The organism is Kitasatospora sp. NPDC024654 (assembly GCF_055559155.1).
Map to the genome: position 1 here is coordinate 37397 of NZ_JBVHLF010000025.1, position 17170 is coordinate 54566.

The window sequence follows — 17170 nt, forward strand, 5'->3', positions numbered from 1 at the left end:
CTATGGCAAAGGAAACGGGACAGAAGCTGATCGCGCAGAACAAGAAGGCGCGACACGAGTACACCATCCTGGACACCTACGAGTGCGGGATGGTCCTCACCGGCACCGAGGTGAAGTCGCTGCGCGAGGGCCGGGCCAACCTGGTGGACGGCTACGCCTACACCCAGGGCCACGAGGTCTGGATCGACAACGTCTTCATCCCCGAGTACACCCAGGGGACGTGGACCAACCACTCGGCGCGGCGCAAGCGCAAGCTGCTGCTGCACAAGCTGGAGATCCGCAAGCTGGAGGCGAAGACCAAGGAGACCGGGCACACCCTGGTCCCGCTGTCGATGTACTTCAAGGACGGCCGGGTGAAGCTGGAGCTGGCGCTCGCGGTCGGCAAGAAGCTCTACGACAAGCGGCAGACGCTGCGCGAGCAGCAGGACAGGCGGGAGACCGCGCGGGCGGTCGCCGCAGCCCGGCGGCGGCAGCGCTGACCCCGGTTTGTCCCGGTCCGGTACCAGACGTGTCCGCGTTTCCGCAGCACAGCGGGGTTTCCCAGATACGGTAAGTACCATCCCCGCATGAACGTCTCGCTGTTGGACGGCTGGTTCCCGTGGACCATCCAGCTCGCGGCCGGGGTCGCGATGCTTGCCGCCCTGGGCTGGCGCGACCGGCGGTGGCGGCGACGCCGCGCGCCGCTCGCGCTGCTCGTCGCCGCCGTGCTCACCGCTGCCGCCGCCGTCGCCGTGGTCCGGCTGGGCGGGGTCACCGACCCGTTGCCGGTCGCGCTCTGGATCTGGCTGGGCGTCGCGGTGGCCGCGCTGGTCGTGCTGGTGGTCGGCTGGACCCGCGCGCGCTGGTGGCACCGGCTGATGGCGCCGGTCGCGGCGCTGCTGGCGGTGGTCGCCGGCGCCAACGCGCTGAACGTCTCCACGGGCTACTTCCCGACCGTCGACGACGCGATCGGCGAGCTCAGCGGGGCGCCGCTGCCGCAGCAGGTGACCCTCGGCCAGCTCGGCTCGCTCACCGGCAAGACCACCACCGGCCGGATCGTCCAGGTGGACGTCCCGGACACCGCCAGCGGCTTCGCGCACCGCCCGGAGCTGGTCTACCTGCCGCCCGCGTGGTTCCGCAGCAAGACCCGGCCCAAGCTGCCGGTGCTGGAGATGATCGGCGGGGAGTACGCGGCGCCGGACAACTGGGTGCGGGCCGGTGACGCGGTGCAGACCGCCGACGCCTACGCGGCGAAGCACGGCGGCTACGCACCGGTGCTGGTGTTCACCGACGCGACCGGCGGGTTCAAGGTGGACACCGAATGCGTCGACGGCCCGAACGGAAACGCCGAGGACCATCTGGTCAAGGACATTCCGCCGTACATCGAGAAGACCTTCGACACCTCCACCGACCCGAAGAAGTGGGGAGTGGCCGGCTGGTCGATGGGCGGCACCTGCGCGATCGACCTCACGGTCGAGCATCCCAACGTCTTCACGCATTTCGAGGACATCTCCGGCGACCTCGGTCCGAACACCGGAAACAAGCAGCAGACCATAGCCGGGCTGTACGGGGGCAGTGAGGCGGCCTGGGCGGCGCACGACCCGATGACCGTGCTGGCGCACCACCCGAAGTTCAAGAACGTGTCCGGCTGGTTCGAGAGCGGCGACCAGGAGAGCCAGCACATCCAGCAGGCCAACGAGCTGGACGCGGAGGCCCGCAAGGACGGCATCAAGGCCAGCGTGACGGTCGAGCCGGGCCGGCACTCCTGGCAGTTCGCCGCCACCGCGTTCGCCGAGGCACTGCCCTGGCTGGCCCAGCAGCTGGGCACCCCGGGCCCGCACCAGGCACCGTTGCCCGACAAGGTGTAATGCGCTGGACCGCTCCTCGCCGATGCGCGTATCATGGGCCGAGCAGCACGGGCGGGTCCTCCCGAGCCGGAGCTGTGCTGTTTCTCAAAAAAACATGGGGATGATCGGTTTCGACAGGGGAAGTCGAAACAGGAGAAGCGAGCCGAGGAACGCGGCAATGATCTCGTTAACCATCTGCCGCAAAAAAATAATCGCCAACACCAAGCGCGATTCCTTCGCCCTCGCTGCCTAAGCAGCGACTGGCGTGGTGTCAGACCGGAGCGTTCCCGATCCGGACCCTGGCATAATCTAGGGAACTCAACCTTCCACCCGGGCTGCGCGGGTGGCGGGGAAATCAAACAGTAGCTGGGCCTGTTGGCGGCTTGTCCGCGTGACCGCCAGGGCCGAGAAAAGCACAGCGGACTGCGCTCGGAGAAGTCCTGAATCCACTCCACTGGACCCGGGTTCGATTCCCGGCATCTCCACCGTCCCATGTGCACCCAGGCCGTCCTCCATCCGGAGGGCGGCCTTCGTGTTTCCGGCCCCCTCGCGGGGAGGCAGGGCGTGCGTCCCCGACGACGAGCCCCAGGGCGTACCGGGAGAGGACGGGTGTGCGCCGGAGGACGTAGGATCGTCCGTCCGCCGTTCACGACGGCGGCACGCCACCACCTCTCCACCGCAGGACCGTACGACAGGGGGCTCCTTGGGCGCGCACGACACAGCCCGGCAGCACACAGCCACGACCACCGGCGGCACCGGGGCCGGGCCGGCCACCGCGGCCGAGACTCTCCGGGACCGGGAGATCGCCGGTGAGCAGCGGCACCTCGACACCGTGTACCAGCGGCTGGAGGAGAAGCTCGCCGAGGCCGAGTACGTCCTGGAGGACGCGGCCAAGCGGGTCCAGGTCGGCACGCCCGGCGCGCTCGCCGAGCGGGACGCCCAGGTCTACCGGGCCGGCGCGCACCTGCACCGGCTCAACAGCGAGTTCGAGGACTTCCTGTTCGGCCGGATCGACCTCCAGCAGGCCGACGCCCCCGAGGAGCACGGGATCCCGTCCTTCGCCCCGCTGGACGCGACCGACCCGACCGTGGCGCAGACCCTGCACATCGGCCGGCTCGGCGTGCTGGACGCCGAGTACGGCCCGCTGGTGATCGACTGGCGGGCGCCCGCCGCGGCGCCGTTCTACCGGGCCACCCCGCTGGAGCCGGGCCGGGTGCTGCGCCGCCGGGTGATCCGCTCCAAGGGCCGCAAGGTGCTCGGCGTCGAGGACGACCTGCTGCGCCCGGACCTGGCCCCGACCCTGCACGGCGAGGAACTCGCGGTGATCGGCGACGGCGCCCTGATGGCCTCGCTCGGTCGGGCCCGTAGCCACACCATGCGCGACATCGTCTCCTCGATCCAGAAGGAGCAGGACGAGGTCATCCGGGCGCCCGCCGCGGGCGCCACCCTGGTCACCGGCGGTCCCGGCACCGGCAAGACCGCGGTGGCGCTGCACCGCGCCGCCTTCCTGCTCTACCAGGACCGCCGACGCTACGCGGGCGGCATCCTGGTGGTCAGCCCTACCGCGCTGCTGGTCTCCTACACCGAGGGCGTGCTGCCCTCGCTCGGCGAGGAGGGCCAGGTCGCCATCCGGGCGGTCGGCAGCCTGGTCGACGGCGTCGAGGCCGAGCGGTACGACACTCCCGAGGTCAGCCGGATCAAGGGCTCGGCCCGGATGGTCCAGCTGCTGCGTCGGGCCGCCCGGGCGGCGCTGGAGCTGGACGCGCCGGCCGAGCTCAAGGTGGCGGCCCGCGGCGAGGTGCTGCGGCTGGACGCGGCCCGGCTGCGCGCGGTGCGCGGCAACGTGGTGGGTGGTGGCGGCACCCCGCTCAACCTGCTCCGCCCGCGGGCCCGCCGGCTGCTGCTGGACGCGCTCTGGGCCGAGGCGGTCCGCGACCTGCCCAAGCCGACCGACCACTTCGCCCGGGAGCAGCGGCAGGAGGAGAAGGAGTCCTTCGACGAGTACGTCTCGGACGAGGCGGTGTTCCAGGACTTCCTGGAGGCCTGGTGGCCGACGCTGAGCCCGCGCCAGGTGCTGGCCACGCTGCGCCGCCACCGGCACACCAACCGGATCGCCCGGCGGGCGGTCACCCCGGAGGAGGCCAGGCTGCTGGCCGACTCCTGGCGGCAGCTGGGCGACCGCGGCGAGGGCGCGCTCTCGGCGCACGACGTGGCGCTGCTGGACGAGCTGCGGGTGCTGCTCGGCGAGCCGGCCCGGCCGAAGGTCCGCGAGGTGGACGCGATCGACCTGCTGACCGGTCTGGACGAGGTCACCACCTACGCCGATCGCAGCTCGCGGCAGCGCGAGCGGGGGCCGGTGGAGCGCACCGAGTACGCGCACGTGATCGTGGACGAGGCGCAGGACCTCACCCCGATGCAGTGGCGGATGATCGGGCGCCGCGCGCGGATGGCCACCTGGACCATCGTGGGCGACCCGGCGCAGAGCTCCTGGCCGTTCCCGCAGGAGGCGCAGGCCGCGCTGGACGAGGTGCTGTCCGGCAAGCCGCGCCGCCGCTACACGCTGACCGTCAACTACCGGAACCCGGCCGAGATCGCCGAGGTCGCGGCGGCGGTGCTGGCGCTGGCCGCGCCGGGCACGCCGGCGCCCAGCGCGGTGCGCTCGACCGGGATCGAGCCGCGGTTCGCCGCGGTGGCCTCGGCGGAGCCGGCCGACTTCGCGGCGGCGGCCCGGGCCGAGCTGGTCCGGCTGCTCGGCGAGGTGGACGGCACGGTGGCGGTCGTGGTGCCGATGGACCGCCGTGAGGAGGCGGCCGCCTGGGTGGCCGGGCTGGGCGACCGCGCGGTGGCGCTGGGCAGCCTGGAGGCCAAGGGCCTGGAGTACGACGCGACGGTGGTCGCCGACCCGACCGGCATCGCCGGCGAGTCCGAGGCCGGGCTGCGGGTGCTCTACGTCGCGCTGACCCGGGCCACCCAGCGGCTGACCGTGCTCTCCGGTCCTGACGACCTGCCGGACGCCGCCGGAGTGCCGGCCCTGCTGCGCGGCTGAGCGCCCGTCAACGACCGTGGCCCCCACCATCGGTGGGGGCCACAGTCCTACGTTGGTGACACCGACCCGCCATGCTCGCCTCGCGGCAAGTGGTCGCTCGAAGCGACTAAGGTTGGGCCCGGGGGCTTGGATCGAGCCGGTGTCCCGTCCAATGTAACCCATCGGCCCCGCGTGACAATCCCGCGGCGGCGGATTTTCCGGTGGAAGGTCCAGCCGGCCGGACCCCGCGTTGTCGGTTCCGTGCAATCAATGAACGTTATTTCTGGCTACCCGCTGGTAGGTGCGACGATCGAGGCCTACGATGCGCAAGGCGCTGCATCAACAAGTTGTTGAAGACGGCCTGGCCAGCACAAACCCCTCAGTGGACGGAAGAAGGACGTCGATGGCGACGGTGCCCAGTGTCTCCAACTCGATCACGGTGCGGCTGGAGGTCCCGGCCAGCGGCAACGCCGTCAGCAACATCACCACCGCCGTGGAGTCCTCCGGCGGTTCGGTGACCGGTCTGGACGTCACCGCCTCCGGCCTGGAGGCGCTGCGGATCGACGTGACGGTGGCCGCCGCGTCGGTGGCGCACGGCGAGGAGATCGTCGAGAAGCTGCGGGCGATCGACGGCGTGACGATCGGCAAGGTCTCGGACCGCACCTTCCTGATGCACCTCGGTGGCAAGATCGAGATGTCCTCGAAGCTGCCGATCCGCAACCGCGACGATCTGTCGATGATCTACACCCCGGGCGTCGCCCGGGTCTGCATGGCGATCGCGGAGAACCCCGAGGACGCCCGCCGGCTCACCATCAAGCGCAACAGCGTCGCGGTGGTCACCGACGGCTCGGCGGTGCTCGGCCTCGGCAACATCGGCCCGCAGGCCGCGCTGCCGGTGATGGAGGGGAAGGCCGCCCTCTTCAAGCGGTTCGCCGGCATCGACGCCTGGCCGATCTGCCTGGACACCCAGGACGCCGACGAGATCGTGGCCATCGTCAAGGCGATCGCCCCCGGCTTCGCCGGGATCAACCTGGAGGACATCTCCGCGCCGCGCTGCTTCGAGATCGAGGCCCGGCTGCGCGAGGCGCTGGACATCCCGGTCTTCCACGACGACCAGCACGGCACCGCGATCGTGGTGCTGGCCGCGCTGACCAACGCGCTGCGGGTGGTCGGCAAGGAGATCGGCGACATCCGGGTGGTGATGTCGGGCGCCGGCGCGGCCGGCACCGCGATCCTCAAGCTGCTGCTGGCCGCCGGCGTCGAGCACGCCACCGTGGCGGACGTCCGCGGCGTGGTGCACAGTGGCCGGGACGACCTCAACGACTCGCTGCGCTGGATCGCCGAGCACACCAACCGCTCGGGCCGCACCGGCAGCCTCAAGGAGGCGGTGGCCGGCGCGGACGTCTTCATCGGCGTCTCGGCCCCGAACGTGCTGGACGGCGACGACATCGCCTCGATGGCTCCCGACGCGATCGTCTTCGCGCTGGCCAACCCGGACCCGGAGGTGGACCCGGCGGTGGCCCGGCAGACCGCCGCCGTGGTGGCCACCGGCCGCAGTGACTTCCCCAACCAGATCAACAACGTGCTGGTCTTCCCCGGCGTCTTCCGTGGCCTGCTGGACGCGCAGAGCCGGACGGTGAACACCGAGATGATGATCGCCGCGGCTCGGGCGCTCGCCACCACGGTCACCGACGACCAACTGAACGCCAACTACATCATCCCCAGCGTCTTCCACCCCGAGGTGGCGAAGACGGTGGCCGCGGCCGTGCGGGACGCCGCGCTGGCGGCCGGCGGCGACGACAAGGCCCCGGCCCGGCCCACTCCGGGCATCGTCGGGACCCTGGACACCGCGTCCTTCCCGGTCGTCAGGCTCTGACCTCGAACGATCCTTCCGGGGCGGGATTCGGTCGATCACTTGGCCGATTCCCGCCCCTGTTCGTTGGAGCGGGTCCGAACCCTTGCGACACAAGGGGAAGGGGCGTGTTTGGGCTTGTCCCCGTCAGGGCGTACGGTAGCCCTGCACGGGGCAGGCGTGTCCGACAAGTACGGAACGTCCCCCAACCACTCGGCGAGTCGTTCCCGGCCGCCGCCCCAGCCGGTCAGCCGGTGCCGACGGAGCGTCACAGCTGCGGACGGGGGGCGCCGTTCGGGGTGGACGGCCGAGGCCCGATTGGCTTTCTCGGGGCCGGAAAGGGCAGGATTCGTACCCAGGCAGGCACGTGAGCAGGACTGGCACGCTGCGCGGCGGGGGCACGAGCCGGGCCCTGACCACCAGCCGCCTGAAGGAGCCCAGTGTGCGGACCAGCGGCCCACCCGGCGTCCCCGGAGGGACGACCGATGGAGCCCCCGCACACCGCAACGAACAGACCACAGGAGTACACATGAACCGCAGTGAGCTGGTGGCCGCTCTGTCCGAGCGCGCCGAGGTGACCCGCAAGGACGCCGACGCCGTGCTGGCGGCCTTCGCCGAGGTCGTCGGCGAGGTTGTTGCGAAGGGCGACGAGAAGGTCACCATCCCCGGTTTCCTGACCTTCGAGCGCACCCACCGCGCCGCCCGCACCGCCCGCAACCCGCAGACCGGCGAGCCGATCCAGATCGAGGCCGGCTACAGCGCCAAGGTGAGCGCGGGCTCCAAGCTCAAGGAAGCCGCCAAGGGCAAGTGACCCGGCACTGAGCGGGGGCGGTCCCGACGGACCCCCCCCGCTCTGTCGTGTTCCCGCTGCGGGTCGGTCGAGTGCCGACCTGTCAGCTGACCGGCCGACGAAGAACGGCGCCCACACCGATCCAGGACCGGTGTGGGCGCCGTTTCGCGTGTCGCGGGCCTCAGAGCTCGGCGAGCTCCTCGGAGGGCAGCTCGACGTGCGCGCCGAGCTCGCGCAGCTTGCTCATGAAGTTCTCGTAGCCGCGCTCGATCAGCGAGATGCCGTGCACGGTGGAGGTGCCCTCGGCGGCCAGCGCCGCGATCAGGTAGGAGAAGCCGCCGCGCAGGTCGGGGATGACCAGCTCGCCGCCGAGCAGCTTGGACGGGCCGGAGACGACCGCGGAGTGCAGGAAGTTGCGCCGGCCGAAGCGGCACGGGGTGGCACCCAGGCACTCGCGGTACAGCTGGATGTGCGCACCCATCTGGTTGAGCGCGGAAGTGAAGCCGAGCCGCGACTCGTAGACCGTCTCGTGCACGATGGACAGGCCGGTGGCCTGGGTCAGCGCGACCACCAGCGGCTGCTGCCAGTCGGTCTGGAAGCCGGGGTGCACGTCGGTCTCCAGCGCGATGGCGCTCAGCTCGCCGCCCGGGTGCCAGAACCGGATGCCCTCGTCGTCCACCGCGAAGGCGCCACCGACCTTCCGGAAGGTGTTGAGGAAGGTCATCATCTCCAGCTGGCGGGCGCCGCGGACGTAGATGTCGCCCTTGGTGGCCAGCGCGGCGCAGGCCCAGGAGGCGGCCTCCAGTCGGTCCGGCAGCGCGCGGTGGGTGTAGCCGCCCAGCTCGTCCACGCCGGTGATCAGGATGGTCCGGTCGGTGCCCATCGAGATGATCGCGCCCATCTTCTGCAGCACGCAGATCAGGTCGACGATCTCCGGCTCGATGGCGGCGTTGCGCAGCTCGGTGACGCCCTCGGCGAGCACGGCGGTGAGCAGCACCTGCTCGGTCGCGCCGACCGAGGGGTAGGGCAGCTCGATCTTGGTGCCGCGCAGCCGCTGCGGGGCGACCAGGTAGGTGCCCTGCGGGTGCTTCTCGATGGTGGCGCCGAACTGGCGCAGCACCTCGAAGTGGAAGTCGACCGGCCGGCCGCCGATGTCGCAGCCGCCCAGGCCCGGGATGAAGGCGTGGCCGAGCCGGTGCAGCAGCGGGCCGCAGAACAGGATCGGGATCCGCGAGGAGCCGGCGTGCGCGTCGATGTCGGCGACGTTGGCGCTCTCCACGTGCGAGGGGTCGAGGATCAGCTCGCCCTCCTCCTCGCCGCTGCGCACGGTCACCCCGTGCAGCTGGAGCAGGCCGCGCACCACCTTGACGTCACGGATGTCCGGGACGTTGCGCAGTCTGCTGGGGCCCTGGCCGAGCAGGGCGGCCACCATCGCCTTGGGTACCAGGTTCTTGGCACCGCGGACGCGGATCTCGCCTTCCAGCGGGTTTCCGCCGTGGACCAGCAGGACGTCGTCGGTCATCGTTCTCGCAATCCAGGGGTTCGCAGCCGGGAGAGGCAGGCAGCACGGTTCGTTGGGGCAGCCGTGACGACTGTGGCGCGGGCCGCACGGGCGCCACTTCGGATAGATGGTAGTGGGCGGTTCGGCGGTTCCCGTGCGATCACATGGTGATCATGCTCTCTCCGGGTGGAAGCTCGGCCCGCTGTGCGCCGAACGGGTGAGCGGCCGCGGGGAGGAGGTTTGCTGCCCGGGCCGGGCGGCTTTCGTGTTGGGCTTCCCGCCCGGCACGCGGCTGCGGGATCATGTGAGACATGACCGCGGCCTCCTCACACACCGGCCGCCTGCTCGTGGCGACCCCCGTGCTCACCGACCCGAACTTCGCCCGGTCGGTGGTGCTGCTGCTGGACCACGACGTCCAGGGCGCACTGGGCGTCGTGCTGAACCGACCGACCCCGGTCGAGGTCTCGGACGTGCTGGACGGCTGGGCGGACCTGGCGGGTGCCCCGCCGGTGGTCTTCCAGGGCGGTCCGGTCGGGCTGGACTCCGCGCTGGCGGTGGCCGTGGTGCCGGGGGAGCCGGGGCCGGCCGACCCGCTGGGCTGGCGCCGGGTGCACGGGGCGATCGGGCTGGTCGACCTGGAGGCGCCGCCGCAGGTGCTGGCCGGCGAGCTGGGCGCGCTGCGGGTCTTCGCCGGGTACTCCGGCTGGACCCCGGGCCAGCTGGAGGCGGAGATCGCCGAGGGCGCCTGGTACCTGGTGGACGTCGAGCCGGGGGACATCTCCTGCCCCGATCCCGAGCGGCTGTGGCGCTCGGTGCTGCGCCGCCAGCGCGGGCCGCTGGCGATGCTCGCGACCTACCCCGAGGACCCGCTGCTCAACTGAGACACCACGTTCCGCTCCGCGCCCCCATAGACTTGACCCCCATGAGCACTCTTGAGCCCGAGCGCGGACTCGGCACCGGCACGCTGGTCGAGCCCGTCCCCCAGGTCTCCCACGGGGACGGTGACCACGAGCGCTTCGCGCACTACGTCCAGAAGGACAAGATCATGGAGAGCGCGCTCTCCGGCTCCCCGGTGGTCGCGCTCTGCGGCAAGGTCTGGGTGCCCGGGCGCGACCCGAAGAAGTACCCGGTCTGCCCGATGTGCAAGGAGATCTTCGAGGGCATCGAGCCGGCCGACGGCGGCGGCGACAAGAAGTAACCGCGGTTTTGGTGCTGACAGTGGTCTGTACCAATCGGTGGTCCGCGGGGCAGGACGGGCCGCATGGACCTCATCCCCGCCCCGGCGGACGTCCGGTTCCCGGCTGAGGCGGGCCTGCGGCTGGGTCCGGCGACCACGCTCGCCGGCGGCCCGGGCACCGGGGACGCCGAACGCTGGCTGCGCTCGACGCTGGGCGCCGCGACCGGGCTGCCGCTGGCCCCCGCCGCCGCGCCCGGGCGGGCCGACCTGGCGCTGCGGCTGGACGCCGCCCTCGCCGCCGAGGAGTACCGGATCACGGTCGGCGCCGGGCGGGCCCTGCTCACCGCCGGGGGAGTGGCCGGCGCGCTCTGGGCCGCCCAGACCGTCCGTCAGCTGCTCGGGCCGGAGGCGTTCCGGCGGGCCCCGCTGCGCCGGGCCGGCGGCTGGACGCTGCCCGCCTGCGAGATCGCGGACGCCCCGCGGTTCGGCTGGCGCGGGGTGCTGCTGGACGTCGCCCGGCACTTCCTGCCCAAGGACGGCCTGCTGCGCTACCTGGACCTGCTGGCCGCGCACAAGCTCAACGTGCTGCACCTGCACCTGACCGACGACCAGGGCTGGCGCTTCGAGGTCCGGCGCTACCCGCGGCTCACCGGGGTGGGCGGCTGGCGGGAGCGCTCGATGGTCGGCTTCCGTTCCGGCGGGCGGCGCGACGACCGGCCGCACGGCGGCTACTACACCCAGGACGACCTGTGCGAGGTCGTCGGGTACGCGGCCGGCCTGGGCATCACCGTGGTCCCCGAGATCGACCTGCCGGGCCATGCCCAGGCGGCCATCGCGGCCTACCCGGAGCTGGGCAACACCGACGTGGTGGACGCCGCGGCGCTCGGGGTGTGGACCGACTGGGGCGTCAGCCCCAACGTGCTGAACGCCTCGGATGCCACGCTGGCCTTCTACGAGGGCGTGCTGGAGGAGCTGCTGGAGGTCTTCCCGTCCGAGTTCGTGCACCTCGGCGGCGACGAGTGCCCGAAGGGCCAGTGGCGGGCCAGTCCGGCGGCGCGGGCCCGGATCGCGGAGCTCGGGCTGGCGGACGAGGACGGCCTGCAGTCCTGGTTCCTCCGGCACTTCGACCGCTGGCTGGCCGACCGCGGCCGCCGGCTGATCGACTGGGACGAGATCCTGCAGGGCGGGCTCGCCCCGGGCGCGGCGGTCTCGTCCTGGCGGGGGTACGCCGGTGGGGTGGCCGCCGCGCGGGCCGGGCACGACGTGGTGATGTGCCCGGAGCAGCACGTCTACCTCGACCACCGGCAGGCGGACGGCCCGGACGAACCCGTTCCGGTCGGGTACGTGCGGAACCTGGAGGACGTCTACCGGTTCGAGCCGGTCCCGCCGGAGCTGGGGCGCCCGCCGGAGTCGACGGCCGCCGCCCGTCGGGTGATCGGTACTCAGGCCAACCTGTGGAGCGAGTTCGCCACCGATGCCCGGGACCTCGACTACCGGGCCTTCCCGCGGCTCGCGGCCTTCGCCGAGGTGGCCTGGTCACGGCTGCCGAGCGATCCCGCCGCCCGCGACTGGCCGGGCTTCGAGTGCCGGATGCGCGCCCACTACGCCCGGTTGGACGCGCTCGGGGTGGCGTACCGTCCGCCCGGCGGGCCGCACCCGTGGCAGCGTCGGCCGGGGGTGGCCGGTCGCCCGATCGAGGGTGCGCCGCCGGCCGGCTGACCGGGTGACGGATCGTCTGGGAACCTTTTCCGCCCCGTCCGGCGTCACTAACAGATGAACATCTGATCCCATTCGTGCCTGATTTGCCCGGTATGGGGCCAGATGGTCCGCCACCCCGGGGGTGATCATCGCCTGCGATGTGCCAGAGTTGCCCGACCCGGTGGGCTGCTTCAGTTCGGCAGCGCGGCCCCGTACTCTACGGGCGGTACCGCAGAGCGCGGTGCGGGACGAACCGGCCGGCCCTCGCGGCGGCCGTACTGGACGGCTGATCGAGCGCAGCCCGAGCGAGTGGAGCACGGTGGGATCCTGGTGAACCGCACGATCATGCTGCCGACCTCCCTCGACGAGGCCGTCGAGGCACTCGGCACCAGTCCCACCGCGGTACCGGTGGCCGGCGGTACCGACCTGATGGAAGCCGTCAACGCCGGCCGGCTGCGCCCGGCCGCGCTGATCGGCCTCGGCCGGATCACCGAACTGCGCGGCTGGCGCTACGAGGACGGCGGCACCGCGGTGCTCGGTGCCGGCCTCACGCTGGCCCGGATGGACCGGCCCGACTTCGCCGCGCTGATCCCCGCCCTCGCTGACGCCGCGCGCACCGCCGGACCGCCGCAGACCCGCAACGTCGGCACCCTCGGCGGCAACATCGCCACCGCCGCGCCGACCGGCGACACCCTGCCGGTGCTGGCCGCGCTGGAGGCCTCGGTCACCCTGGCCCGCCCGGGCGGCAGCCGCGAGGTGCCGGTCAGCCACCTGCTCACCGGCCACGACCCGATGCGCCCCGGCGAACTGCTCACCTGGGTCCGGGTGCCGCTGCTGCACGCCCCGCAGGTCTTCCTCAAGGCGACCGGGCGCAGCGGCCCGGCCCGGGCGACCGCCTCGGTCGCGCTGGTGCTCGACCCGGCCCGGCGCGCGGTGCGCTGCGCGGTCGGTGCCGTCGCGCCGGTGCCGCTGCGGCCGCTGGAGGCCGAGGCCTGGGTGGCCGGCTGCATCGACTGGTCGGCCCGCGGCGAGGAGGGCGTGCCGGTGGTCGACCCGGCCGCGGCGGCGGCCTTCGGCGAGTACGTGGCCACCGCCTGCGTCCCCGACGGCTACGGCGCCGACCCCTCGTCGGGACTGCTGATCGAGGGGCCGACCGCGGCCGCGGTGCGGCTGCGGCGTACCGTGTCGGTGCTGGCCCGTCGGGCACTGGGAAGGGCTTTGAAGTGACGGCTGACCTGACGCCCGGGATCGCGTCCGACCCGCTGAACCCCCCACCGCTGCCCGGCGAGGGGCGCCCGTGCGCCTCGTACACGCTGCGCGTCAACGGCTTCGAACGGTCGGTCACCGACGCGTGGATCGGCGAGAGCCTGCTCTACGTGCTGCGCGAGCGGCTCGGGCTGGCCGGCGCCAAGAACGGGTGCGAGCAGGGCGAGTGCGGCGCCTGCTCGGTGCAGGTGGACGGGCAGCTGGTGGCCGGTTGCCTGGTCCCGGCCGCGCTGGCGGCGGACAGCGAGATCAGCACGGTCGAGGGGCTGTCGGCGGGCGGCGCGGCGAGCGACGTGCAGCAGGCGCTGGCCGACTCGGGCGCCGTGCAGTGCGGGTACTGCACGCCCGGGATGGCGATGGCGGTGCACGACCTGCTGCAGCGCAACCACCGGCCGAGCGAGGTGGAGGCCCGGCAGGCGCTGTGCGGCAACCTCTGCCGCTGCACCGGGTACCGCAGTGCGCTGACGGCCGTCCAGACGGTGGCTCAGGCGCGTGGTGCGGCGCTGCTGGAGGCCGAGGAGACGACGGAGGACGCCGCGGAGGCGGTCGACGAGCCCACCGAGCAGGCGGAGCCCGCGGCCGAGCCGGCCGACCTGCCCGTCTACCGGGAGGACTGGCCGCCGGCCGGCGCGACCGCCGCGCAGCCGGTCTTCGGCGACGAGAGCGGCTGGATCAGCGCGGAGACCCCCGAGCCGGCGGCCGAGTACGCGCCGCAGCCGACCGCGGCCGGCACCGGCGTCGGGGCGATCCCGGTGCAGGGCCACCCGGGCTACGACCCGACCGCCTACGGCCCGGGCACGGTGTACGACGCGGGCACGAGCTACGAGCCCGCCCCGGCGCACCACAACACCGCGCCCGGCGGGTCGTACGAGACCCCGGCGCACGACGCGCTCTACGAGCCGACGCCGCCGCACGGCACGCCGTACGACCCGGCCGCCGCGCACGGCACGGTGTACCAGCAGCAGACCCCCGCGCACGGGACACCGTTCGACCCGTCGGCGGTCAACGGCACGGTCTACCAGGGCGACCCGTACCCCGCCCAGGGCTACCCCGCGCCGAGTTACCCCGGCCCGCTCTACGACGGCACGCCCGCGCACGGGATCCCGGCCGCCCCCTACGACGGGACCGTCTACGAGACCGGGTCGCCCACCGTGCCGCTCGACCCCAGCCTCGCCCCCGGCCTCCTCCCCCAGCCGTCGGCCGGAGGCGCCCCGCTTCCCGAGGACGACCACGCATGACCTCCCCCACGGACAGCGCCCTCGCCCCGGCCCCCGCCGACCCGGACGCGCCCGAGCCGCAGACCTTCGGCCTCGGCGGCTCGCCGCTGCGCACCGACGCGCTGCCCAAGGCACTCGGCATCTACCCGTACGCGGCCGACCTGTGGGCCGAGGGCCTGCTCTGGGGCGCGGTGCTGCGCTCCCCGCACCCGCACGCCCGGATCGTCGGCATCGACACCTCGGCCGCGCTGGCCCTCCCCGGCGTGCACGCCGTGGTCACCGCCGCCGACCTGCCGCCCGGCCGGGACGGCGTCCCGGGCGGCCCGCCCGCCGGCGACCGGCCGGTGCTGGCCGCCGACGTGGTGCGCCACCACGGCGAGCCGGTGGCCGCGGTGGCCGCCGACCACCCGGACACCGCCCGGCTGGCCGCCGCCTCGATCGTCGTCGAGTACGAGGTGCTGGACGCGCTCACCGACCCCGAGCAGGCCTTCACCGCGCCGCCGCTGCACCCGGACGGCAACCTCTTCCGCCACCTCCCGCTGCGCACCGGCGACCCGGAGGCGGTCGGCGAGGTGGTCGTCGAGGGCCTCTACCAGGTCGGCCGGCAGGACCCGGCCCCGATCGGCGCCGAGGCCGGGCTGGCCGTGCCGCGCCCGGACGGCGGCGTCGAGCTGCACCTCTCCTCGACCGACCCGCACGGCGACCGCGACCGCACCGCCGCCTGCCTGGGCCTGGAGCCGGACCGGGTGCGGCTGGTGGTGACCGGCGTGCCCGGCGCGACCACGGACCGCGAGGACCTCTCGTTCCAGGTCACGCTGGCGCTGCTGGCGCTGCGCACCGGCCGTCCGGTGAAGATGACGCTCACCCGTGAGGAGTCCTTCCAGGCGCACACCAGCCGGCACCCGGCGCTGCTGAGGTACCGCCACCACGCGGACGCCCAGGGCAAGCTGGTCAAGGTGGAGGCGCAGATCCTGCTGGACGGCGGCGCCTACGCGGACGTCTCGGCCCAGGCGCTGGCCGCCGCCACCGCGTTCTCGGTCGGCCCGTACGTCTGCCCGAACGTCTTCGTGGACGCCTGGGCGGTGCGCACCAACAACCCGCCGGCCGGCCGGATGCGTGGCGAGGGCGCGCTGCAGTCCTGCTTCGCGCACGAGTCGCAGCTCGACCAGCTGGCCGCCCGGCTCGGCCTGGACCCGCTGGAGATCCGCCGCCGCAACGTGATGGCGACCGGCGACCCGATGCCCACCGGGCAGGCCGTCACCTGCCCGGCGCCGGTGGCCGCGCTGCTCGACGCGGTGGCCGCCGAGCCGCTGCCCGCGCTGCCGGTGGACGAGCCGGACGCCGAGTGGCTGCTGCCCGGCGGGCCGGGCGGGGCCGGCGAACCGGCGGCGGTGCGACGCGGCATCGGGTACGCGGTCGGCATGGTGCACATGCTCGGCGCGGAGGGCGCGGACGAGGTCTCCACCGCGACCGTCCGGGTGAGTGGCGACCACGCCACGGTGATCTGCGCGGCCGTCGACGCCGGGCAGGGCTTCGCCACGCTGGCCCGGCAGATCGTCCAGTCGGTGCTCGGAGTGACCGAGGTCTACGTCGCGCCGGTGGACAGTGACCAGTCGATCGCCGGTCCGGCCGCCCGCGGCCGGCACACCTGGGTCTCCGGCGGCGCGGTCGAGCGGGCCGCGCTGATGGTCCGCCACCAGTTGCTGCAGCCGATCGCGGCCGACTTCGGGATGTCCGTCGAGCTGCTGTCGATCGCCGACGGGAAGATCACCTCCTACGACGGGGTGCTCGGCATGCCGGTGACCGAGGCGCTGGAGGGCAAGGAGCTGTGGGCCACCGCGCAGTGCCGCCCGCACCCGACCGAGCCGCTGGACGAGGCGGGCCAGGGTGACGCCTTCGTCTCGATCGCCTTCTGCGCGATGCGCGCGGTGGTGGACGTGGACATCGAGCTGGGCGCGGTGCGGGTGGTCGACGTGACGGTCGCGCAGGACGTCGGCCGGGCGCTGAACCCGGGCCAGATCGAGGACCGGATCGAGGCGGGGGTGGCGCAGGGCGTCGGCCTGGCGCTGCTGGAGGACCTGCGGATGGTGGGCGGCCGGCCGGCCAACCCCTCGCTCACCGGCTACCGGCTGCCCACCGCGTTGGACACCCCCGAGGTGCGGATCGCCGCGCTGCTGGAGGAGCGCGACGTGGTCGCCAGCTTCGGCGCGAAGGCGGTCAGCGCGGTCCCGGCCGTGGTCGCCCCGGCCGCGGTCGCCGCCGCCGTCCGCGCCGCCACCGGCCTCCCGGTCGGCCGCCTCCCGATCCCCCCGGAGGACGCGGCGATCGCCTGACGGTCACCGGAAAAGGGCCCGCCGATATTCTCGGCGGGCCCTTTTCCGGGAGCGCCGCTTTCCGGGAACGCCGTCGAGAATGATTCCGGAAATGCCGGAACGCCGGCCGGCGGATTTCTCGCCGACCGGTCGTGCCGGGTACGTCGTGCGGAGGCCATGACGGGAATCGAACCCGTGTAAACCGCTTTGCAGGCGGTCCCCTGAACCACTCGGGCACACGGCCGGGCGGAGGGCGGCGGGCCCTCGGTCAGTTGGCGCGGTGAGCGGGACGGGCGGGACAACAGGAGGTGGCGGCGGGCTTGCGGATCACGGCCGGGCGCTCCTCTCTGCTGCGGAATTCGGCGGCCCTTTCGGCCGCGTTCACGGAATTCATGGTGCCGGTCCGGCCAGGTCGCCGTCAACAGTGAATTGTGACGGGCGGATGAAATCCGGTGGGGGGTCCTACGGCCAAGGGCGGAGCGCTCCGAGGCTTTCGGTCAGGAGTG

12 protein-coding genes, 1 tRNA gene and 1 other RNA gene are annotated in these 17170 nt (G+C 73.2%); 12 read left to right on the forward strand and 2 right to left on the reverse strand.

Features of this window, described 5'->3' with window-relative positions:
• Nucleotides 1-2: 2 nt before the first annotated feature.
• The 6 genes from smpB to ACZ38L_RS17185 all read left to right on the forward strand — a co-directional run bounded on the left by smpB (nt 3) and on the right by ACZ38L_RS17185 (nt 7514).
• Nucleotides 3-479 carry an SsrA-binding protein SmpB gene (gene smpB / locus ACZ38L_RS17160; protein WP_465693973.1) on the forward strand — a complete coding sequence of 159 codons (477 nt, stop codon included), beginning with the start codon at nt 3-5 and terminating at the stop codon, nt 477-479.
• An 87-nt stretch (nt 480-566) separates the two neighbouring features.
• Entirely contained in the window at nt 567-1847 is a 1281-nt protein-coding gene (locus ACZ38L_RS17165; protein WP_465693974.1) for an alpha/beta hydrolase, read from the forward strand.
• A gap of 96 nt (nt 1848-1943) precedes the next feature.
• Nucleotides 1944-2314, forward strand: a transfer-messenger RNA (tmRNA) gene (ssrA, locus tag ACZ38L_RS17170).
• 215 nt (nt 2315-2529) lie between these two features.
• The gene (locus tag ACZ38L_RS17175; RefSeq protein ID WP_465693975.1) at nt 2530-4872 is read left to right on the forward strand and encodes a HelD family protein; all 2343 of its coding nucleotides are present in this window, start codon (nt 2530-2532) and stop codon (nt 4870-4872) included.
• 382 nt (nt 4873-5254) lie between these two features.
• Nucleotides 5255-6727, forward strand: coding sequence for an NAD-dependent malic enzyme (locus ACZ38L_RS17180; RefSeq protein ID WP_465693976.1), 1473 nt, complete (start codon nt 5255-5257; stop codon nt 6725-6727).
• A gap of 505 nt (nt 6728-7232) precedes the next feature.
• Nucleotides 7233-7514: an HU family DNA-binding protein gene (locus ACZ38L_RS17185; RefSeq protein WP_396563810.1), complete on the forward strand. Its 282-nt coding sequence runs from the start codon at nt 7233-7235 to the stop codon at nt 7512-7514.
• A 160-nt stretch (nt 7515-7674) separates the two neighbouring features.
• Here the strand turns inward: ACZ38L_RS17185 and murA are convergent, their stop codons facing one another.
• Nucleotides 7675-9015 (reverse strand): UDP-N-acetylglucosamine 1-carboxyvinyltransferase, encoded by a 1341-nt coding sequence (murA, locus tag ACZ38L_RS17190; RefSeq protein ID WP_396563812.1) that lies wholly within the window; start codon nt 9013-9015, stop codon nt 7675-7677.
• A gap of 290 nt (nt 9016-9305) precedes the next feature.
• Here murA and ACZ38L_RS17195 point away from each other — a divergent pair, with 290 nt between their 5' ends.
• From ACZ38L_RS17195 to ACZ38L_RS17220, 6 genes are all read left to right on the forward strand, one after another.
• A complete protein-coding gene (locus ACZ38L_RS17195) occupies nt 9306-9875 on the forward strand; it encodes a YqgE/AlgH family protein (protein WP_396563814.1) in 570 nt (189 codons plus the stop codon).
• 41 nt (nt 9876-9916) lie between these two features.
• Complete coding sequence (locus tag ACZ38L_RS17200) at nt 9917-10192, forward strand: DUF3039 domain-containing protein (protein WP_396563816.1); 276 nt, start codon at nt 9917-9919, stop codon at nt 10190-10192.
• A 63-nt stretch (nt 10193-10255) separates the two neighbouring features.
• Nucleotides 10256-11890, forward strand: a complete 1635-nt coding sequence (locus ACZ38L_RS17205; protein ID WP_465693977.1) for a beta-N-acetylhexosaminidase — start codon at nt 10256-10258, stop codon at nt 11888-11890.
• 324 nt (nt 11891-12214) lie between these two features.
• A complete protein-coding gene (locus ACZ38L_RS17210) occupies nt 12215-13096 on the forward strand; it encodes an FAD binding domain-containing protein (protein WP_396564035.1) in 882 nt (293 codons plus the stop codon).
• A complete protein-coding gene (locus ACZ38L_RS17215; RefSeq protein WP_465693978.1) occupies nt 13093-14373 on the forward strand; it encodes a (2Fe-2S)-binding protein in 1281 nt (426 codons plus the stop codon). The genes ACZ38L_RS17210 and ACZ38L_RS17215 overlap by 4 nt, the downstream gene beginning before the upstream one ends.
• The gene (locus tag ACZ38L_RS17220; protein ID WP_465693979.1) at nt 14370-16685 is read left to right on the forward strand and encodes a xanthine dehydrogenase family protein molybdopterin-binding subunit; all 2316 of its coding nucleotides are present in this window, start codon (nt 14370-14372) and stop codon (nt 16683-16685) included. The genes ACZ38L_RS17215 and ACZ38L_RS17220 overlap by 4 nt, the downstream gene beginning before the upstream one ends.
• A gap of 151 nt (nt 16686-16836) precedes the next feature.
• Here ACZ38L_RS17220 and ACZ38L_RS17225 read toward each other — a convergent pair.
• Nucleotides 16837-16908 (reverse strand) — tRNA-Cys (locus ACZ38L_RS17225).
• Nucleotides 16909-17170 lie beyond the last annotated feature (262 nt).